This window comes from Sphingomonas sp. FG14, assembly GCF_057809675.1.
Map to the genome: position 1 here is coordinate 210,392 of NZ_JBMDKK010000001.1, position 18,378 is coordinate 228,769.

At 63.4% G+C, this 18,378-nt stretch carries 21 protein-coding genes and 1 tRNA gene; 14 read left to right on the forward strand and 8 right to left on the reverse strand.

Annotation, left to right across the window (positions count from 1 at the left end):
- Positions 1-44 precede the first annotated feature (44 nt).
- From ACODTA_RS00940 to ACODTA_RS00995, 12 genes are all read left to right on the forward strand, one after another.
- Positions 45-509: a helix-turn-helix domain-containing protein gene (locus ACODTA_RS00940; RefSeq protein ID WP_489063875.1), complete on the forward strand. Its 465-nt coding sequence runs from the start codon at positions 45-47 to the stop codon at positions 507-509.
- 55 nt (positions 510-564) lie between these two features.
- Complete coding sequence (locus ACODTA_RS00945) at positions 565-918, forward strand: hypothetical protein (RefSeq protein ID WP_489063876.1); 354 nt, start codon at positions 565-567, stop codon at positions 916-918.
- Between the two features lie 193 nt (positions 919-1,111).
- The gene (locus ACODTA_RS00950) at positions 1,112-1,537 is read left to right on the forward strand and encodes a hypothetical protein (RefSeq protein ID WP_489063877.1); all 426 of its coding nucleotides are present in this window, start codon (positions 1,112-1,114) and stop codon (positions 1,535-1,537) included.
- Positions 1,450-1,926 carry a winged helix DNA-binding protein gene (locus tag ACODTA_RS00955; RefSeq protein ID WP_489063878.1) on the forward strand — a complete coding sequence of 159 codons (477 nt, stop codon included), beginning with the start codon at positions 1,450-1,452 and terminating at the stop codon, positions 1,924-1,926. The genes ACODTA_RS00950 and ACODTA_RS00955 overlap by 88 nt, the downstream gene beginning before the upstream one ends.
- A 28-nt stretch (positions 1,927-1,954) precedes the next feature.
- Entirely contained in the window at positions 1,955-2,350 is a 396-nt protein-coding gene (locus tag ACODTA_RS00960) for a hypothetical protein (protein WP_489063879.1), read from the forward strand.
- Between the two features lie 132 nt (positions 2,351-2,482).
- Positions 2,483-3,625: an aminotransferase class V-fold PLP-dependent enzyme gene (locus ACODTA_RS00965; RefSeq protein ID WP_489063880.1), complete on the forward strand. Its 1,143-nt coding sequence runs from the start codon at positions 2,483-2,485 to the stop codon at positions 3,623-3,625.
- A 353-nt stretch (positions 3,626-3,978) separates the two neighbouring features.
- A complete protein-coding gene (locus ACODTA_RS00970) occupies positions 3,979-4,191 on the forward strand; it encodes a hypothetical protein (RefSeq protein ID WP_222987940.1) in 213 nt (70 codons plus the stop codon).
- A 110-nt stretch (positions 4,192-4,301) separates the two neighbouring features.
- On the forward strand, positions 4,302-5,531 hold the full coding sequence (locus ACODTA_RS00975; protein ID WP_489063881.1) for a radical SAM protein: 1,230 nt from the start codon (positions 4,302-4,304) through the stop codon (positions 5,529-5,531).
- A complete protein-coding gene (locus ACODTA_RS00980) occupies positions 5,528-6,721 on the forward strand; it encodes an aKG-HExxH-type peptide beta-hydroxylase (RefSeq protein WP_489063883.1) in 1,194 nt (397 codons plus the stop codon). Before ACODTA_RS00975 ends, ACODTA_RS00980 begins: the two co-directional genes overlap by 4 nt.
- Before the next feature lie 17 nt (positions 6,722-6,738).
- Positions 6,739-8,634, forward strand: coding sequence for a RiPP maturation radical SAM C-methyltransferase (locus ACODTA_RS00985; RefSeq protein WP_489063884.1), 1,896 nt, complete (start codon positions 6,739-6,741; stop codon positions 8,632-8,634).
- 4 nt (positions 8,635-8,638) lie between these two features.
- On the forward strand, positions 8,639-9,598 hold the full coding sequence (locus ACODTA_RS00990; RefSeq protein WP_489063886.1) for an aKG-HExxH-type peptide beta-hydroxylase: 960 nt from the start codon (positions 8,639-8,641) through the stop codon (positions 9,596-9,598).
- Positions 9,595-10,509 (forward strand): 2OG-Fe(II) oxygenase, encoded by a 915-nt coding sequence (locus ACODTA_RS00995; protein WP_489063888.1) that lies wholly within the window; start codon positions 9,595-9,597, stop codon positions 10,507-10,509. Before ACODTA_RS00990 ends, ACODTA_RS00995 begins: the two co-directional genes overlap by 4 nt.
- Positions 10,510-10,614: 105 nt before the next feature.
- Here ACODTA_RS00995 and ACODTA_RS01000 read toward each other — a convergent pair.
- The 5 genes from ACODTA_RS01000 to ACODTA_RS01020 all read right to left on the reverse strand — a co-directional run bounded on the left by ACODTA_RS01000 (position 10,615) and on the right by ACODTA_RS01020 (position 13,364).
- Positions 10,615-10,690 (reverse strand) — tRNA-Lys (locus tag ACODTA_RS01000).
- 24 nt (positions 10,691-10,714) lie between these two features.
- Complete coding sequence (gene folK / locus ACODTA_RS01005; protein WP_489063889.1) at positions 10,715-11,203, reverse strand: 2-amino-4-hydroxy-6-hydroxymethyldihydropteridine diphosphokinase; 489 nt, start codon at positions 11,201-11,203, stop codon at positions 10,715-10,717.
- Positions 11,204-11,232: 29 nt separating this feature from the next.
- Positions 11,233-11,526, reverse strand: a complete 294-nt coding sequence (locus ACODTA_RS01010; protein WP_489063890.1) for a putative quinol monooxygenase — start codon at positions 11,524-11,526, stop codon at positions 11,233-11,235.
- Positions 11,527-11,538: 12 nt separating this feature from the next.
- A complete protein-coding gene (gene aguB, locus ACODTA_RS01015) occupies positions 11,539-12,387 on the reverse strand; it encodes an N-carbamoylputrescine amidase (protein ID WP_489063891.1) in 849 nt (282 codons plus the stop codon).
- Positions 12,384-13,364, reverse strand: a complete 981-nt coding sequence (locus ACODTA_RS01020) for an agmatine deiminase family protein (RefSeq protein WP_489063893.1) — start codon at positions 13,362-13,364, stop codon at positions 12,384-12,386. The genes aguB and ACODTA_RS01020 overlap by 4 nt, the downstream gene beginning before the upstream one ends.
- A gap of 159 nt (positions 13,365-13,523) precedes the next feature.
- Here ACODTA_RS01020 and ACODTA_RS01025 point away from each other — a divergent pair, with 159 nt between their 5' ends.
- Positions 13,524-15,503 (forward strand): alpha/beta hydrolase family protein, encoded by a 1,980-nt coding sequence (locus tag ACODTA_RS01025; RefSeq protein WP_489063894.1) that lies wholly within the window; start codon positions 13,524-13,526, stop codon positions 15,501-15,503.
- Between the two features lie 63 nt (positions 15,504-15,566).
- Here ACODTA_RS01025 and rpsD read toward each other — a convergent pair whose 3' ends face one another.
- Positions 15,567-16,181 (reverse strand): 30S ribosomal protein S4, encoded by a 615-nt coding sequence (gene rpsD, locus ACODTA_RS01030; RefSeq protein ID WP_489063896.1) that lies wholly within the window; start codon positions 16,179-16,181, stop codon positions 15,567-15,569.
- 280 nt (positions 16,182-16,461) lie between these two features.
- On the opposite strand from rpsD, the gene ACODTA_RS01035 reads away from it, so the two are divergent.
- The gene (locus ACODTA_RS01035) at positions 16,462-16,767 is read left to right on the forward strand and encodes a chorismate mutase (protein WP_489063898.1); all 306 of its coding nucleotides are present in this window, start codon (positions 16,462-16,464) and stop codon (positions 16,765-16,767) included.
- On the opposite strand, the gene ACODTA_RS01040 is transcribed toward ACODTA_RS01035, so the two are convergent.
- On the reverse strand, positions 16,758-17,828 hold the full coding sequence (locus ACODTA_RS01040) for a TrmH family RNA methyltransferase (RefSeq protein ID WP_489063900.1): 1,071 nt from the start codon (positions 17,826-17,828) through the stop codon (positions 16,758-16,760). The two genes, ACODTA_RS01035 and ACODTA_RS01040, sit on opposite strands and share 10 nt — an antisense overlap.
- 85 nt (positions 17,829-17,913) lie before the next feature.
- Positions 17,914-18,375 carry a transcriptional regulator NrdR gene (nrdR, locus tag ACODTA_RS01045; protein ID WP_489063901.1) on the reverse strand — a complete coding sequence of 154 codons (462 nt, stop codon included), beginning with the start codon at positions 18,373-18,375 and terminating at the stop codon, positions 17,914-17,916.
- Positions 18,376-18,378: the final 3 nt, after the last annotated feature.

Genomic DNA, 18,378 nt, shown 5'->3' on the forward strand with positions numbered 1-18,378 from the left:
GCGTAACGAGGCGATGATCAGGTGATGCACCGGACATCCAGGCGATGAATGAAGGCGGATCGGAACCGATCGGCAGCCTGACCGAGCGGCAGAAGGAGATTCTGCGCCTGGTGGGGGAAGGCTATACCTCCAAGGAGATCGCGCGCCATCTTGGCCTGTCGTTCCGGACCGTCGACACCCATATCCTGCGCATGGCGAAGCTGCTCAACGCGCCCAGCCGGGCCGAAGCGGCGCGCATGCTGACCGATCATGAGAGTAAGCAGAAAATACGTACGTATCCGGCACGGCTTCCCAACGCCGAAAAATCCGGTTTGTCTGAACCCGTCACGTCACAGGGATGGCGGGGGGCCCTTCACCGGCTCTTTGCTCTCCCGCCATTGGGGGGGCGTCCGAATGACCTCAGTTGGGATCAGAAATCGATCCATATATTGCGGGTTGCGACGATGTCGCTTGCCGCTGTGGCCGGCCTGGCGCTGGGCATAGCGGGCGTGATGAGAGTGTTTAGCTAACTCAATTCCCCACAAACGGAACCATTGGCGCCCGCGCGGCGCAGAAGGGAAAACTATGCTCACGATCCAGCCGGGCGCCGCAGGCGCCGTTGCAGCCGACACCAAGCGCGCCGTGACCGCGATCGACGCGGCACTGCTGTGCGATACCCAGTTGATGGTGACGATCATCGAAGCGTTGCAGGAATCCGATCTGCCGATCAAGCGCAGCCAGGATCTGCTGCAATCGATGACGACGGGCATCAATCATGTGATGGCGGGCCGCGCCGCGATGGTCGGCACGATCGCCAAGCTGACCGCGATCAAGGGCCAGTCCAATATCGCGCCGGTCAGCTATGGATGTCCGGCCGGCCTGGGATTCATGGAATCGCAGACCACGGAGATCGCAAGCGTCGAAGCCGTTCCCGCCTGAACGTTTCGCCTTCGATATATTCCGTATCCGATCAATCTGGTGTTGACCGTTCAATGAGCAGTCCTAGAGCCTTTCCCATCAGGACGATATCGTCCTGTCGGACAAGAAGGGCTTCAGGCCTGATATCTGGAGCGTTTCCCTGCCGAAAAACCGGTTCCCGCTTTTTCGGGAAGCGTTCTGGGCGGTCAACATCATGATGATCATTCTACTCTTTTGGTTCCTCATGCTGCTCTGCTGCTTCTACGCGGCGGTGGCTGGGGGCAGGGACGGTAAATGGGCTACCGCGATCATCATTCTCGCCTCGATACTGACGGTGCCGGCTACGTTTCTGGCGCAATGGGGCCAAACCCAGTTGCCGGTCATGCTGGTGGACGTGAGCGTCCTTACCGCGATGTATATATTGACGCTCAAGAGCCGGGCATATTGGCCGATCTGGATGACCGCGTTCCAACTTGTCTCCGTGGCGACGCACTTCGCGACGCTCGTATCGCCTTCCTTCACCCCCCTCATATATCAGGGGATGGAGAGCATGTGGGCGATCCCGGGGCTGTTGAGCATGGTGATCGGCATATCGCTGGATCGGGGGAGGCTGGAACACAGGCGGAGGATGCCGGGCTAGGCGCGCTCGTCGCGCAACTTCAGAGCGTTTCCGCCAAACTCGCGCAATTCACCGAGGCGCCCCGCAGCGAAGCGATCGTGCGCGCCCGGGCGCATCTCGACGCGCGCCGTGCTCGTGCCCGTTTCCTTCCGATCGACCTGTTCGGCGAACCGGCCTGGGACCTGTTGCTGGACCTCTTCATCGCGGGCGAGGAGGGCAAGGGCGTCAGCATCACCTCCGCATGCATCGCGTCCGGCGTGCCGTCGACCACCGCGCTGCGCTGGATCGGCGTGCTGGAGGAGCGTGGGCTGATCGCGCGCGTCCCGGATCCGGAGGACGGCAGGCGCATCTATGTGTCCCTGACCGAGTTGTCGCGCAACGCGATGCTGCGCTGGCTGGGGGCGCACTGACCTTGGCCCAGCAGCGATCCGAACCGATATGACGGTGCGAGCGATCCCACCGAAGGATGACGCAAGCCATCCAAACAGCGCGGATCGGCCGGCGATACGCGACGATCTGTTGCGACGCCTGGCTTATGTCCTGCTCGATCAATATGGTGACGACGTCTCCGAACATGTCGAGGCGCGCAGGCGGGCATGCGCGCTCAGAGGGGATCGCGCCGGCGTGACTGAGTGGCGGGATGTCGGAAGGATCGTCGCCGAACTCATCGAAGTACGCATGGGCCCAGGGAGTTGTGCGAACGCGCGAAAAGCTGGCGATTATCCCCTGTGCGTGGACATGCCGTCCGTGCGACGCGAATGGGCCTTCTGGGTTGTGCTTTCGGTGCTGGCCGTTGCGGTCCTGATGTTTGCGTGGATCATCCGCCACATTTAAGCCCCGTGTTCCGCGCGGCATTTTCATGCTTGCGCATGGTGCGGTCGGTCGCGAGAAGACCCCTTCGTCATGGATTGGCCTGTGGCGTCGCCCTGCTGGCGCGCAAGGGTCTGACAAGGAGTGGCACGGTCGATGGAGACGCTTGGCGATCAACGGCAGCTTTTCGATATCCCGCGCGAGATCACCTATTTCAACTGCGCCTATATGTCGCCGCTGCTCAACACCGTGGTCGCGGCGGGGGTGGCCGGGCTGAGCGCCAAGGCGCGGCCATGGGAGATCGTGCCGGCCGATTTCTTCGGCGATTCCGAAACCGCGCGCGGATTGTTCGCGACGATGATCGGGGCGGCGGCGGACGATGTTGCGCTGGTACCGGCCGCTAGCTACGGCCTTGCCGTCGCCGCCGCCAATCTACCGGTGGCGACGGGGCAGACGATCGTCATGCAGGCCGAGGAGTTCCCGGCCAGCGTGCTGACCTGGCGCAATGTCGCGCGCCGTACGGGAGCGACGATCGTGACGGTCGACCGGCCCGATGATGCTGACTGGACGGCTGCGATCGTCGCGGCGATCGACGATCAAACCGCTGTGGTCTGCATCAGCCAGACGCATTGGGTGTGTGGCGGATTGACCGATCTGGCGGCTGTCTCCGCACGCTGCAAACAGGTGGGGGCCGCTCTCGTCATCGACGGCACGCAATCCTGCGGCGCTCATCGTTTCGACGTGACGGAGATTGACCCCGATTATCTGGTCGCGGCCGGCTATAAATGGCTGCTTTGCCCCTATTCGACGGGTTTCCTTTATGTGGCGCCCCGTCATCAGGGCGGCGTGCCGCTGGAGCAGGGCTGGGTGGTGCGTCAGCGTGCTGAGGATTTCCGCAATCTGATCGATTACAGCGAGACCTTTCAGGACGGCGCGCGGCGCTTCGACGTGGGCGAGCGCTCCAACATGGCGTTGATGCCGGCGGTGGTCGCTGCGTTGCGGCAGCTTCTCGACTGGCGGATCGACCGGATCCAGGCGACGCTGGGCGCCAGGACCGCCGAGATCGCCGAGGCGATGGCCGGGCTGGGCGCGATCGTCGTGCCCGACGCGCATCGCGCGCCGCATTATCTGTCGCTGCGCTTCCGCCAGGGTCTGCCCGACGATCTGATCGCCAGGCTCGCGGTCGAAGGCGTGCATGCCAGCATGCGCGGGGATCGCCTGCGCGTTACGCCGCATCTCTATAATGACGACGCTGACGTCGAGCGACTTGTCGCCATCGTGCGTCAGGCGGTGGCTTAGCGCTACGCCGCTGGCGCCGGAGGGCGCCTGAACCACGCCTTTTCGAATCGGCGATGCGCGAACGGCAGTTCGCGCATCTTACTGTCGCTTGGGCTGGGATATCGTGGCTGAAAAGGACGATTGACAATTGACATTACTGTCAATCGTAAATGGATAATTAATTACATATCCAAAATATATCCTTTATGCCGTGATACTTAACTGGTTAATTCGTGAATAGTACTTCTCGAATTTATAGTTAATACTAGCAAACTTCGGAAATTGCTCGATTTTATTGTTTAGCTGCATCAAGATGTTCATGGAGGTCGAGTCGATTTTATCGTTTGTTTAACGATTGATCACGGAGACATGCCATGCCAGATAAAGTAAATATTGCAGTCAAGAACTTCGGACTCAGCTCGGATGCGCGCCTGCGCGTCGAGAAAGCGCTTCACACCGCGCTGCAAAAAGAACTGAAAGAAGCCGGCATCGATGCCGCGTCGGGCATTTTCGGCGACGGATCGGTCAAAGGCGGGATCGCCAAGGCAAAAGATATTGCAGCGGGTCGCATCCGCGGCGGCGGCTAACCTCACGCACCACGACGCCGATCTCCATAGTAGCAACTGACCAACCATCGCTGGCTTTTCGCGCGTATCTGCGAACGCCGGCGATGCGCGGTCCCGATGTGGTGAAACCGATGTCCAGACCGATTTCGAGAACCGATATCCGGCCGGCCGCCATCCATCCGTTCATCATCAAGACGGCCGCCCGCTGCAATCTCAATTGCAGCTATTGCTATGTCTACAACCAGGCGGACACGGCCTGGCGCTCACGGCCGGCGCTGATGTCGGATCAGATTTTTAGCGCCACGGTCGATCGCATCTCCCGGCATGTCGTGCAGAGCGGCCAGGCGGAAGCGCTCATTCTTTTTCACGGCGGCGAACCGATGCTGGTGGGCAAGCGGCGCTTCGACGAGATGTGCCACATATTACATCGCAGGCTTGGCGATCTCGTCGACGTCCAGCTCGCCATCCAGACCAATGGCGTGCTCATCGACGAGGACTGGATCGCGCTGTTCCGTGCGCATGACGTCCAACTCGGCATCAGCCTGGATGGGATGGCGGCGGCGAACGACCGTCACCGTGTCGATCACAAGGGGCATGGCACCCATTCGGCGGTTGTCCGCGCGATGGATAGGTTGGCGACAGCGGATTATCGTTTCGGCCTGCTGTGCGTCATTCCCCTGGGCGAGGATCCGGTCGCGACGCATCGCCATTTCCTGGAGCTTGGCTGCTCGTCGCTGTCCTATCTGCTGCCCACGCACGATCGTGCCGGGATCGCACGGCTGCGCCAGCTCCATGGGCCCACGCCATGCGCCGATTTCCTGATCCCGGTCTTCGACGACTGGTTCTTCAATGGAAGCATCACATTCGAGGTCCGCGAATTCTGGAGCATCGGCCGGTTGCTGATGGGCGGCACCAGCCTTGTCGATAGTCTTGGCAATCTGCCGCTGCAATTCGTCGCGATCGAAACCGATGGCGAGATGGAGGGGCTCGACAAGCTGAAGGCTTGCGGAGACCGCGTCACCCATGTCGGTCGGAACGTGTTGACCGATGATTTCCGCGCCGTCGCTGACGGCAATCCCTTCATCGCGGCGGCAATGCACGGGCTGCCGTTGCCGCGTGACTGCACCGGCTGCGTAGAGGCGCAGACCTGCGCGGGCGGCTATCTGCCGCACCGGTTCGACGCGGATGGCGGTTTCGATCACCCCAGCGTCTGGTGCGCCGATCTCATCAAGCTGTTCGCGCACATCCGCGGGCGCATGGATATCAGCCCCGAGGAGACGATTTCACGCCGCGCGGCATTGCGAGGGCTGCCGGGCAAGGCCGGCCCGTCAGCGGCTGTCCCCATGCCGGTGATGGCATGACCGCGATGCTGGCCGAGACCCGGCAACACCGTCAAGGCGATGCGTATCTGCCGGACATGACCGGTTTCGCGAGCGCGACCGAGGATCTGCCCCGACCGTTGTTCGATCTGCTCGTCGTCGAAGGCGCGCGCGCCAATTGCGCGGCCTTCCTCGAACGTTTCGGCGGTGAACTGGCGGCCCGGTCGTGCGGGCTGGGCCGGATCATCGCGTCATGGTGCGAGGCGGGAGGAACATCAACTGACGCCTGGTCCTATGGCGCGGGGCGATTGCGCGCGGCATTGCGCACCGGCAATGGTGGCGATCCGGTAATGGCGGCCGCCCAATTCGCTGCGCAGATCCTGGCCGGCGGCATTCCCGGTCGCTTCGAAGCGACGACCGCCCAGCCCTGGCAGCTCTGGTTCGATGGGTTGCGCTTCGATTGCGGCACGCGCGTGTCGATCGAAAGCGATGGCCAGCGAGCGGTGCTCGAAACCGATCGCAATGCGGCGCCTTTGCATTTCGAGATGCAAGACGGACAATGGCGGGCCGACGGGCAGGCGCCGCTCGGCTGTATCCCGATCGCTGGCGGTGCGATCCGGCTGCTGCCGTCATGGAGCATCGACTGCGCCAGCTTCGCGGACGTGCATCCGCGTCTCGCCAGCGACCGGCGTTATCAAAGCGGCGTCGGCGAACTTCGCTCCGCCGTCGATTATCTGGAGCGTCATGTGCCCGATCATGCGCGCTGGGCGGCGCGCGTCATCACCGGCGTGATCCCGCTCAAGCGCCCGCCCAACCGGCAATATCTGAGCGGCAGCTATATCGACCGGCCGGGGATCATGACCTGTTCCTTCCCCGGGTCGCCGGCGATGATCGGCGAATTGCTTGTCCACGAAGCCGCGCATTTCCATCTCTATGTGGCGAGCCGGCTCGGCGCGCTCCACGATGAGACCGACGACCGGCCCTATTATTCGCCGGCGCGCCAGATGGATCGGCCGCTTTTCTATATCCTGCTCGCCTTCCACGCGAGCGCGAACATGCTGCTCTATCACCGCCATGCGCTGGCCGCCGGGGCCGGGGAAGGCGATGTCCATCGCGCCCGCGCGGCGGTGCTGGAGGACTGGACCGGGCAACTCGGCCGACCGCTGCGGCGGATCGGCGCGCTGACCGCATTGGGCCAGGATCTTTATCGGCCGCTGGCGGCCTTGCCGTAACGGGGGGAGAGACGATGATGAAGCCATTGGCAGACCCGGCCGCCGAAACACTGTTTGCCCTGCGTGAGCGTGCGGCGCGGGTCATGCTGGTCTGCATGCCCTTCGCATCGGCGACCATTCCGTCGATCCAGGTCGGCCTGCTCGCGGCGGTCGCGCGGCAGGCGGGGCATTTCGCCGATACGCTCCATCTGAACCTGGATCTGTCCGCGACGCTCGGCGCGGAGATCTATGAAGCGCTGTGCGGCCATCGCGGGCGGATGACGGGAGAGTGGCTGATGGCGCCCGCCGCGTTCGGTGCGGATGCGCCGTATGACGAGGCCGCCTTTCTCGATGCCTTTCCCGACGAGGCTCAATGGCTGTTCGACGCGACGGGGCTGGACGAAGCGGGGCTCAGGAGATTGCGGCGCGAGATCCTGCCCGATTTCGTCGAGCGCTGCGCGCGGGCGACCGACTGGACACGCTATGATGTGGTCGGCTTCACCTCCACCTTCCAGCAGAATGTCGCCAGCCTGGCGCTGGCTCGACAGATCAAGCAGCTCAGCCCCGAGACGCGCACTTTGTTCGGCGGCGCCAATATGGAAGCCGAGATGGGGCTCGAGCAGATGCGCCATTTCGACTGGGTCGACATGATCGTGGTGGGAGAGGCGGATATCGCCTTTCCCCGATTGCTCGACGCCGTGGCTGACGATGCGGATCCCGATTTCCCCGGTATCGCCTATCGCCGCGACGGTGCGCTCGTCTTCGCGCGCCAGGCTGATCCCGTCACCGATCTCGATCGCTTGCCGACGCCGCTTTATGCCGAATATTTCGAACGGGCGACCGATCTGCGCATCGCGTCGCTCGATCGGCTGCCCTTCGAAACCTCGCGTGGTTGCTGGTGGGGCGCCAAGCATCATTGCACATTTTGCGGGCTCAACGGCATCGGCATGGGATACCGGCGGAAAAACGCCGATCGCGTCCATGCCGAACTCGCCGAACTGAGCGGCCGGCATCTGCTGCACCGCTTCGATGCGACCGATAATATCCTGGCGATCCAGCATATCGAGGATGTGCTGAAGCCCATCGCCGAAACCCATATCGATTACGAGTTCTTCTACGAAGTGAAGGCCAATCTGAAGCGCGAACAATTGCGCGCGTTGCGTGCCGGTGGCGTGCGGCGTGTCCAGCCGGGCATCGAATCGCTGAGCACGCATATTCTGGCGCTGATGAACAAGGGCGCGACGATGCTGCAGAATGTGCGCTTCATGAAATGGGCGCGCTATTATGATATCCGCGTCAACTGGAACCTGCTTTCCGGCTTTCCCGGCGAGACCGTCGATGACTATGTCCGTCAGCTCGCGGTGCTGAAGGCGATACCGCATCTCGAGCCGCCCAGTGGCCTGTCGCGGATCTGGCTCGAACGTTTCTCGCCCTATTTCACGCGGCAGGACCAATATCCGATCGAGGATATCCGGCCCGAGCACAGCTATGCGTTCGTCTATCCCGAACCCGTCGATCTTCGGAAGGTCGCCTATTTCTTCGATTATCGCATGGACGATGTCGCCGCCCCGGAGAGCCTGTTCGAAACCGAGGACGTGATCGTCGCATGGCGCGCGCGCTGGGCGGATTCGGATGCGCGGCCGGCGCTCACTTATCGCAAGCTGCCGGGCGGCCTGCTTGTCGAGGATTGCCGGGGCGCGGACGAGATGGTCCGGTACGAGCTGGATGGGTTGCTCGGCCAGGTGTACGAACTGTGCTGCGACACCGCGCGCTCGCTCGATCAGCTTGCCGGCGATGTCGAGCGCCTGACCGGAGATCGGCCCGATCCGGACGATCTGCGCGGCGCGCTCGCAACCTTTGTCGAGATCGGGCTGATGGTGGGCGAGGAGGGGCTTTATCTGAGCCTGGCGCTGCCCAATAACCGGAACTGGTAGCGCGATGTTGCCACAGATCGTCCAGGCGCTGCGCTGGACCGGTCCAGGCATCCCGCTGATCGACGAATTGCGCGCACAGTTCGAACTGCGCTTGGTCGCGGCCGGGGTCGCGCGGATCGGGGTTGCCGGCCGGCATGAACCCGCGCGGGTGGAGGCGTTGCATCGGCGGATGACGAGGCGCGGCCCGACGCGCATGGCGGAGGCGATGACCGCACCCGGCACGTTCCGCTTCCTAGCGCCCGACGGCGATGCCTTCGCATTGCTCGATCATCTCGATCATATCGCCGACTTGCCGGCGCCAACCGACACACATGCGCCCTATGTCGATTTTTCGGCAGGATCCGGGTCGAGTTTCGACATTCCGCTGATCACGCCTGTCGGGATGAGCGAAGGCGCGCGCCGGCTGGCGGAGCGGCGCATCCGTGCGGCGCTCGATCGTCTTGCAGAACGGCCGGCGGCCGCGCAGTGCGTCCATGTCCACAGCCGCGAGATCGCGGTCAGGCGGGATCTGGGGCGCGACGGGTTCCTGTCGACCAGTTCGCCGCGCTGCCCCGGGCGCAGCGTGCTGATCAACATCGAGGCGGCGTCGATCGAGATGATCGCCGACGCGCTGCTGCATGAGGCGATCCATTCGCTGCTCAACGCCGTCCAGCTTATCCAGCCCTTTATTCTCGATCATGCCCGGCTCAAGTCCGTCGAAGTCTGTTCGCCGTGGAGCGATCAGATCATCCCGCTCGATGCGTTGCTGGAGGCCTGTTTCGTCTGGTTCGCGCTCTGGTCGTTCTGGCGCGGCATGGCAGGTGAAGCGGACAGGCTGCTTCACGATCGCGCCGCCCATGGTTTCATCGCGCCAGCGCTGCGCGACATCTTCGCCGATGCCGAGGGCGCGATCACGCCGTCCGCGCTCGACGCGATCGATCTGATGCAGGCGCGTGTGCGATCCGGGCTTCGGGCCGTGTCATGATCCATGACGTATCCCTGGCCCTGAGCGGGCCGCTGGCCATTCTCGCGGATGACGGTCAGCTTGGCGTCTGGGTGCGACAGGGACATGAGCAGCCCCAGTTCGTCGAGCTGCAGCCCAGCCAGCTCGCCCTGCTGCTTCAGTTCTGCGAGGGGCCGTCATGGCCGGAGGCGGCGGCGGGCAGGGCGGGCGTGGCCTATGACGCCAATGCGCGGTCGCTGGTCGAGGCGTTCGTCACGTTCGGTCTGTTGTCGGACATTGCACCGCCCCATGAGGACAAGGTCCGGCTGGCCGCCTCGCACGGTCAGGCGATTGACGGAGCCTTCGAACTGATTCCGCGACCGCTTCCACCCGTGATTGTGGCGGAGATGCTGGCGGCTGCGGAGGCATGCGAATTGGCTGGAGACAATCCGCTCGCCGCCGCATTCGGCGGCAGCCGGGGATTCGGCATAAGCTGGCGCGCGGAAGCGAAGCCGGCCCTGCTGCGACTGCTGCCTTGGGCGGAGCCTTTCGTGGAGCGCATCATGGCGGATCCTTGGCAGCCGGACGGCGGGCTCAAGGGAGCGGCGAACGCCTATTATCTCAATCTGCTCGTGCTGCCGCCGGGCGTGGGAAGCGGCCTGCATGTCGACCGCACGCTCGATGGCGAAACCAGCCCGGAGGTGGTGAGCATCCTGTATTTGCGCGTACCGGAATCGCGCGGGGGCCGGCTGGTGCTGCGTGAGAATGGCCACCCGATCGCTCTGATCCGCCCGGAAACCGGCAATGCCGTCCATTTTCGCGGAAATCTGACCCATGGCGTGACGCCTGTCACCGAGGGAGCGGAGGCGCGCATCAGCCTGGTCTGTGAGCAATATCGGTTGGAGGATACCAGATTGGCGGGCATGCCATATCTTGAAATCCATTGCCGGTGACGGCGGGCATGTATGCGTGGTTATCGCTGCGCTCCGCCAGGCTGTCGATTATGGCAGGCGGAACGACAAAGGGCCTCGCATCGCTGCGAGGCCCCACGGAAACGATGGTGAGCCGTGCTGGATTCGAACCAGCGACCTACTGATTAAAAGTCAGTTGCTCTACCGACTGAGCTAACGGCCCGGCACGATCGTTACGCGCCTCCCCCTAGGGGCGCGTCGCGGGACGGTCAACCGGCCTTCTGCGGCGCAGGCGAGCGGCAAGATGGCGAATCGAGCGATTTGTGATGGGATCGATCCAGTCCGGCGCGATACGTTCGAGCGGAAAAAGCACGAAATCGCGGGTGCGGAACGCGCGATGGGGAATCGCGAGAGAGGGGGAGGTCCAGAGCCCGCCGGACCACAGGATGATATCGAGATCGATCACGCGCGCGCCCCAGCGCTGGCCACGGCGGCGGCCGAAGTCGCGCTCGATCGTCTTGAGCCGTGTGAGCAGCGCGGCAGGGGGCAAGGCGGTTTCGATCAGCGCCGCCGTATTGGCGAACCGGCGGATCGATGGCCCGATGGGGGCCGTCGCCAGGGTTGGAGAGACTGCAAGGATGTTCAGCCCCATATCGGCCATCGCCGCGACCGCGGCGGCGACGACGCGTTCGGGCGCTCCTTGGCGGCCATGGCGCCGGTTCGATCCCAGCGCCACGGCATAAAGATTGTGTTCGTCGGTCAGCGTCAGACGGTTTTCAGATAATCGAAATAGGCGCCGTCGGGTGGGCCGTCGAGCACGGCGCCGACGGGATCGAAAGCGCCCTTCGGCAGATGATTGCGCGCATCCTTGTGCGCTTCCACCGATTCCCATTTTTCGATGAAGATGAAGCGGCGTTCGTTGCCGAGATCGCGCAGCAACTCCACGCCTTCGCTGCCGGGCACCGCACGGACCGCGTCGGCAAGCGCCACGAGCGCGGTTTCCAGCGTCGCGTCATGCCCTTCGGCGGCGTGCATGATATAATGCCTGGCGATCGTCATCTGCGTTTCTCCTCAAATGTCCTCGACGAGCCGTCCGTACAGGTCCGGACGGCGGTCGCGGAAGAAACCGAAACCTGCACGATGCGTGCGCACCTTGTCGAGATCGATCGTGGCGACCAGCGCAGCGCTTTCGCCAGAACCGAGATCGGCGAGGAAATCGCCGCGTTCGTCGGCGATGAAGCTGTGGCCGTAGAAATCCATCTCGCCCTCGGTGCCGATGCGATTGGCGGCGATTACCGGCACGACGTTGGACACGGCATGGCCCTGCATCGCGCGCCGCCACATCCGGCTGGTGTCGAGATCGTCGTCATAGGGTTCGGTGCCGATCGCGGTGGGATAGAACAGCAGTTCCGCCCCCATCAGCATCATCGCGCGCGCGGTCTCGGGATACCATTGATCCCAGCAGACGCCGACGCCAATCGTGCCGTAGCGCGTCTTCCAAACCTTGAAGCCGGTATTGCCCGGGCGGAAATAATATTTCTCCTCGTAACCCGGCCCGTCGGGGATATGGCTCTTGCGATAGATGCCCATGATCTCGCCGGCATCGTCGATCATCGCCAGGCTGTTATAATGATGCGGCCCGTCCGCTTCGAAGAAGCTGGTGGGGATATAGACCTTCAGCTCCGCCGCCAGCTCGCGCATCGCGAGTACCGCGGGATGTTCGGCGGTCGGCCGGGCGCGGGCGAACAGTGCCTCGTCCTCGACCTGGCAGAAATAATGGCCCTCGAACAATTCGGGCGGCAGGATGATCTTCGCGCCGCGCGCGGCGGCGTCGCGCACAAGCGCCGAAACCGCGGCGATGTTCGTTTCGATATCGTCGCTCAGTGCGAGTTGGAGCGCGGCGACCGTGACCTCGTTCATTCTGGCACCTGCTGGCTGATGCAGTGGAAACTGCCCCCACCCACCAAGATATGATCGGCGCGCAATCCGACAACCCGGCGACCTGGAAACAATGACTGGATCGCAGCGATCGCCTTGTCGTCATTGGGCGCGCCATAGATGGGCACCACCACTGCGGCATTGCCGATATAGAAGTTCATATAGCTCGCGGGCACGATCTCGCCGTCGCGGCGAACGAGGCCGGGCGAGGGCAGGGCGACGGTCTCGATCCCCATCGCCGCCGCGCGGGCGCGGACATCGGCATAGATGGCGGCGTTGGGATCGTCGTCGCCCGCCGGCTCGGGCACCGCCAGGCGATTGGGGCTGACGAAACGCGCCAGATTATCGACATGGCCATCAGTATGATCGTTGAGCAGTCCGTCGCCCAGCCACAGCATGCGATCGAGCCCCAGATCCATCGCAAGCCGCGTCTCGATCGTCGCGCGGTCCATTTCAGGATTACGGTTGCGGTTGAGCAGGCATTGCTCGGTAGTGACGGCCAGGCCGGTGCCGTCCACGTCGATCGCGCCGCCCTCGAAAACCCAGTGGCAGCGGGTGGCGGCCATGCCGATCGTCGCGGCCAGCCGCTCGCCGATATCCTCGTCGCCCGGCATCTCATATTTGCCGCCCCAGCCGTTGAAACCGAAATCGCGCGCCTGACGAGCGGCGCCGGTGCCGACGATGATCGGGCCGGTGTCGCGCAGCCAGATATCGCCGAAGCGATGTTCCTCCACGATCACACCGGGCACGACCAGCGCACGCGCCGCCTCGGCGGACGCGGCGTCGGCGGCAACCAGGTGCACGGCTTCACCCTTGCCGTCGGCGTGGACGGCGTTGGCGAAGGCCGCAACTTCGGCGCGCGCGGCGTCCAGCACGCCAGGCCATTCGACCTCATGGCTGGGAAATCCGATCCAGACGCGCGTGTGCGGCGCCCATTCGGGAAGCATGCGAAGAGTCACTGACGATATCCTTGGGCTGGCAGGCGCTGTTGCCTAGCGAAGCACGGGCAGGGCGTAAAGCACGGGCATTGGTCCGTTATGGTGCTTTTGCGAGTTGAATTCAGGCGGCTGTTGCGGGCAGTTTGCGAACAAAGCGTATGCGAACAAGGGGGTAAGAGTATGCGTAGGAGATATCTGGCCATTCTGGTCGCCGGGGTCATGCCCGCGTCGATCGCGTGGGCGCAAACGGACAATGCCGCGTTGTTCGGCGTGCGCGAGAGCATCGAGGATATTGCGCTCTCACCGAATGGAGACAGGCTCGCGATCATTCAGCCGGCACCGGCAGGGCAGGGGGCGTCGGTTTATGTCGTCGATATCGCGAGCGGCAAACCGGTTCGTGTGACCGGGATCGACGGTGATCCCGAGCGCCTGAGCTGGTGCCGCTGGGTATCGAACGATCGGCTGGTCTGTTCGATCTTCGCCATGTCCGAGATCGAAGGCGTATTGGCCCCGGTCGCGAGGCTGGTCGCGTTCAACGCCGATGGCAGTGGCGCCAAGATCGTGAGCACGCGCGGAAGTGACCGCGCACTCGGTTTTGACCAGTTCGGTGGTTCGGTGCTGGATTGGCTGCCGGAGGAGAGCGGCGCGGTCCTCAAGACCCGGCAGTTCATCCCGGAAAGCGATACCGGAACGCATGTCGCGAACAAGCTTGACGGATTGGGCGTCGAACGGATCGATACGCTGACCCTGAAAACACGTGTCGTCGAAAATCCGAAGCGCGACGCGATCGAGTATATCTCCGATGGGCATGGCCGGGTCCGCATCATGGGCCTGCAGCCGGTGCAGGGGGCGGTCGGTTATGCTGGCCGGTCGATCCTCTATCGCTATCGCACCAAGGACGACAATGACTGGAAGCCGCTTTCCAAGGTGAACGTGACCAGCGGCGGTGCATTCAACCCTCATGCCGTCGATCGCGATCTCGATGTTGCCTATGGGTTTGCCGACAAGGACGGCCGCCAAGCGCTGTTCAGCGTGTCGCTCGACGGGGCGATGACCGAGAAGCTCGTGTTCGGCCATCCCAATGTGGATGTCGATGGCCTGGTCCAGATCGGCCGGCGCAATCGTGTCGTTGGTGTGTCCTATGCTACGGAGAAGCGGCAGGTCGAATTCTTCGACCCCGAACTCAAACGGTTGCAGGCTTCGCTGTCCAAGGCGATCCCGGGGCTTCCGCTGATCAATTTCAAGGATTCCAGCCTAGACGAAGGCAAGTTGCTCCTCTGGGCGGGCAGCGATGTCGATCCCGGTCGCTATTTCCTGTTCGACAAGAAGACGCGGCAGTTGGCGGAGACGCTGCTGGTGCGTCCGCAACTCGAAAAGGTCACGCTCTCGCCGGTGAAACCGGTCAGCTACAAGACCAAGGATGGCGCGGTCGTGCCCGGTTATCTGACCGTGCCCGCCGGCAGCACGGGCAAGCACCTGCCGACCATCGTGATGCCGCATGGCGGGCCCGGCGCGCGCGACGAATGGGGTTTCGACTGGCTGGCCCAATATTTCGCGGCGCAGGGATTCGCGGTTCTGCAACCCAATTTCCGCGGATCGGCCGGCTATGGCGACGCCTGGTATCAGAAAAATGGCTTCCAATCGTGGCGAACGGCGATCGGCGACGTCAATGAGGGCGCGCGCTGGCTGATATCGGAGGGCATCGCCGATCCCGCCAAGCTCGCGATCTTCGGCTGGTCCTATGGCGGCTACGCGGCGCTTCAGGCGGCGGCGATCGAGCCTGATCTCTACAAGGCCTCCGTCGCGGTCGCGCCCGTCACCGATCTCGAAGCGCTGAGAAGCGACGCGCGCAACTATACCAATTTTCTCGCGGTGTCCGATTTCATCGGCACCGGGCCTCATATCCGCGAAGGGTCACCCGCGCAGAATGCGGCTGCCATCAAGGTGCCCGTGCTGCTCTTCCACGGGGACAAGGACATCAATGTCTCGGTTCGCCAGTCTCGGCTGATGGCGGATCGTTTGCGCGATGCCGGCAAGAAGCATGAACTCGTGGTCTATCCCAAGCTGGACCATTATCTTCAGGATTCGGCCGCGCGCACCGACATGCTGCGGAAGAGCGACGTTTTTCTGCGCACCGCGCTGGGGCTCTCTCCCAAATAGGCGCCATAAATGAAAAGGGCGGCCCCACGGGGCCGCCCTCTCAATGTTCGCGGAAGCGATCGATCAGCGCGAGTAGAACTCGACGACCAGATTCGGTTCCATCTTCACCGGATAGGGCACTTCGTCGAGCGCGGGAACGCGCGTGAAGGTGACCTTGGCGGCGCCGTCGGGCGCGACATAGTCGGGAATGTCACGCTCGGACAGGCTCTGCGCTTCGAGCACCAGCGCCATTTCCTGCGCCTTCTTGCCCAGCGTGATCTCGTCGCCCGGACGGATCAGGCGCGACGCGATGTTGCAGCGGACGCCGTTCACGAAGATGTGGCCGTGGCTGACGAGCTGACGGGCCGAGAAGATCGTCGGCGCGAACTTGGCGCGATAGACAACCGCGTCCAGGCGGCGCTCGAGCAGGCCGATCAGGTTCTGGCCGGTGTCGCCCTTCATGCGCGACGCCTCGAAATAGGCCTTCTTGAACTGCTTCTCGGTGACTTCGCCGTAATAGCCCTTCAGCTTCTGCTTGGCGCGGAGCTGGATGCCGAAGTCCGACATCTTGCCCTTGCGGCGCTGGCCGTGCTGGCCGGGGCCGTATTCGCGGCGGTTGACCGGGCTCTTCGGGCGACCCCAGATGTTCTCGCCCATCCGGCGGTCGAGCTTGTACTTGGCGCTGTTGCGCTTCGACATGATATGGTCCTTCAATTGCTACAACGTGGTCCGCCGAGGCGGATTTTTTCCGGTATGTCGCTCTGCTTGGGATTCGGAAGAAATCCGGCAGGGCCACCGCTTCACCGGAATGCGGGGCCAATTGCGAAGGCGCGGCCTATGGCGGAACTGTTCCTTCGCGTCAAGGCGGCGTGTGCTGTGCTGCACGATATTCGCGGCATTGGCGATTTCCTTGATGTTCGATGCCTTGATCGAACCGCAAAGGCTTCCACCACAAACCATCAGCCTCTAGGGGAGCGTCATGACCGAGACACGCATTCCCGCCGAAGAAACCACCACCATGGCAGAAGTGCGCGCGGGCGTGGATTCGATCGATCGCGCGCTCTCGATGCTGATCGGCGAACGCTTCCGTTTCATGGACGCCGCCGCGCGGATCAAGCCCGATCGGGAACTGGTGCGTGACGAGGCGCGCAAGGCGCAGGTGATCGAGAATGCACGCGCCAATGCGGCCGCCAACGGCTTTTCGCCCGATGCCGCCGCAGCGCTCTGGGAGTTGCTCGTCGAAACCTCGATCGCCTATGAACTGGTGAAGTTCGATCAGCGCTGACGCGGATTGGCGAGGCTCGACAGGATTCCCCGCAGCGTCCGCACTTCCTGACTGTTCCAGCCCGGCTTGGTGAGCAACGTGCGCAAGGTGCGCTTCGTCGCCGGCACGCGATCCGGCGGAAAGAAATAGCCGGCGGAATCGAGCATGGTTTCGAGCTGACCGATCATGCCGTCCAATTCGAACTGCGGCGCGGGCGGATCGAGTTCGACCATGGTGGGAGAGGCGAGCGCTTCGCCCTTCGACCATTCATAGGCGACTAGGATCACCGCCTGGGCCAGGTTGAGCGATCCGAATTCGGGATTGATCGGCACGGTCAGGATCGCGCGCGCGATCGCGACATCATCGGTCTCCAGCCCCGAGCGCTCCGGGCCGAACAGGATGGCGGAGCGGCCCTGGGCCTGCCGCATCTCGCCAGCAGCGGCTTCGGGCGTGACCACCGGCTTGGTGACGCCGCGCTTGCGCACCGTCGTCGCATAGACATGTGGGCAATCGGCGACGGCTTGGGCGACACTATCGAACACCTGTGCGCGTTCGAGCACGATATCGGCGCCTGATGCCGCCGGGCCGGCCGACGGATTGGGCCAGCCATCACGGGGGGCGACCAGACGCATCTCGGTCAGCCCGAAATTGAGCATGGCGCGTGCGGCCTTGCCGATATTCTCGCCGAGCTGTGGACGGACGAGGACGATGGCGGGGGGAGAAAAAGCTGCATTTTCGAGGTATTGGGGCTCTACGGATCGCTCATCCTGAGGAGAGGCTGAGCTTGGCGAAGCCTCGTCTCGAAGGACCGGCCGCGACAGTTGGCGCAAACTATCCCAATCGCCGCGAACCAAAGCTTCTTTTTTAGCCCGCGACCAGCCCTTGATCTGTCGTTCGACGGCGAACGCCTGGTCGCGATCCGGGAAGCTTTCAGACCAAAGCAATCGGACGGGGCGCCGATTGTGAGTGTAGCCAGGAAGCTCGCCGCTTTGGTGCTGACTGACTCGCGTCTCGAGGTTGTCAGTATGGCCGATATAATAGCTGCCGTCGGCGCATTGCAGCAAATAGGTGTAGAAGCTCACCGGGCGGTCCTTCGATACGGGCCTTCGCCAAGCTCAGTCCCTACTCAGGATGAGCGGATTCCAGTTTGTTCGGGAAGGGAAGGCATCAATCCCCCCCCATATCCTTCACATTCCCCGCGAAATCCTCGAAATCCTTGGCTTCCGCGAAATCCTTGTAGACGCTCGCGAAGCGGATATAGGCCACGCTGTCGAGCGCCTTCAGCCCATCCATCACCATCTCGCCGACGCGCTTCGCCGCGATCTCGCTTTCACCGCTTGTTTCGATCTGGCGCTGGATGGCCGAGACCAGCCGCTCGACGCGGACCTGCTCGATCGGGCGCTTGCGGCAGGCGATGGCGACCGAACGCTCCAGTTTTTCACGCGCGAACGGTTCGCGGCGACCATCTCCCTTGACGATGGTCAGTTCGCGAAGCTGGATCCGCTCGAACGTGGTGAAGCGCGCGCCGCAGCCCTCGCACTGACGCCGCCGCCGGATCGCTGCCCCATCTTCCGTGGGGCGGCTGTCCTTCACCTGGCTGTCGTCATGGCTGCAGAACGGGCACTTCAAGGA

Coding starts and splice junctions, on each gene's coding strand:
- ACODTA_RS01035 (WP_489063898.1), top strand. CDS start 16,462: ATGACCGAGACACGCATTCCCGCCGAAGAAACCACCACCATGGCAGAA.
- aguB (WP_489063891.1), bottom strand. CDS start 12,387: ATGAACGAGGTCACGGTCGCCGCGCTCCAACTCGCACTGAGCGACGAT.
- ACODTA_RS00960 (WP_489063879.1), top strand. CDS start 1,955: ATGACGGTGCGAGCGATCCCACCGAAGGATGACGCAAGCCATCCAAAC.
- ACODTA_RS00965 (WP_489063880.1), top strand. CDS start 2,483: ATGGAGACGCTTGGCGATCAACGGCAGCTTTTCGATATCCCGCGCGAG.
- ACODTA_RS00995 (WP_489063888.1), top strand. CDS start 9,595: ATGATCCATGACGTATCCCTGGCCCTGAGCGGGCCGCTGGCCATTCTC.
- rpsD (WP_489063896.1), bottom strand. CDS start 16,181: ATGTCGAAGCGCAACAGCGCCAAGTACAAGCTCGACCGCCGGATGGGC.
- ACODTA_RS00990 (WP_489063886.1), top strand. CDS start 8,639: ATGTTGCCACAGATCGTCCAGGCGCTGCGCTGGACCGGTCCAGGCATC.
- ACODTA_RS00970 (WP_222987940.1), top strand. CDS start 3,979: ATGCCAGATAAAGTAAATATTGCAGTCAAGAACTTCGGACTCAGCTCG.
- ACODTA_RS01010 (WP_489063890.1), bottom strand. CDS start 11,526: ATGACGATCGCCAGGCATTATATCATGCACGCCGCCGAAGGGCATGAC.
- ACODTA_RS00975 (WP_489063881.1), top strand. CDS start 4,302: ATGTCCAGACCGATTTCGAGAACCGATATCCGGCCGGCCGCCATCCAT.
- ACODTA_RS00940 (WP_489063875.1), top strand. CDS start 45: ATGAATGAAGGCGGATCGGAACCGATCGGCAGCCTGACCGAGCGGCAG.
- ACODTA_RS00945 (WP_489063876.1), top strand. CDS start 565: ATGCTCACGATCCAGCCGGGCGCCGCAGGCGCCGTTGCAGCCGACACC.
- ACODTA_RS00980 (WP_489063883.1), top strand. CDS start 5,528: ATGACCGCGATGCTGGCCGAGACCCGGCAACACCGTCAAGGCGATGCG.
- ACODTA_RS00985 (WP_489063884.1), top strand. CDS start 6,739: ATGAAGCCATTGGCAGACCCGGCCGCCGAAACACTGTTTGCCCTGCGT.
- ACODTA_RS01025 (WP_489063894.1), top strand. CDS start 13,524: ATGCGTAGGAGATATCTGGCCATTCTGGTCGCCGGGGTCATGCCCGCG.
- ACODTA_RS00950 (WP_489063877.1), top strand. CDS start 1,112: ATGATGATCATTCTACTCTTTTGGTTCCTCATGCTGCTCTGCTGCTTC.